Annotated in this window: 1 pseudogene; it reads right to left on the minus strand. The window is 46.8% G+C overall.

Annotated features, from left to right (window positions below):
• Positions 1 to 233 (minus strand): annotated as a pseudogene (locus HC733_RS22930) (hypothetical protein); the annotation flags it as partial.

Consider the following 233-nt stretch of genomic DNA (forward strand, 5'->3'; position numbering starts at 1 on the left):
GCCCCAGCGGGGTAAGTGCGTTTCAGCGGGGTTAAAATACGTAGCGTGCTGCCTTGAATATTGTCTACAGTCACAAGCTCTGACAACACCGCTGTTATGATGAACGGGCCAGTAAATGAGCTAATACCCGCTTTAATGGTTACGCGGCCTAAATCTTTGTCATAACTGTAGTTATCATCGTTCGCGCTGTATAAACTTAGCCCCTCGTTATCAACAATATCCACCCAGTTAGC

The sequence above is a fragment of the Pseudoalteromonas sp. S16_S37 genome, assembly GCF_014694405.1.
Taxonomy (GTDB): Bacteria; Pseudomonadota; Gammaproteobacteria; order Enterobacterales; family Alteromonadaceae; genus Pseudoalteromonas.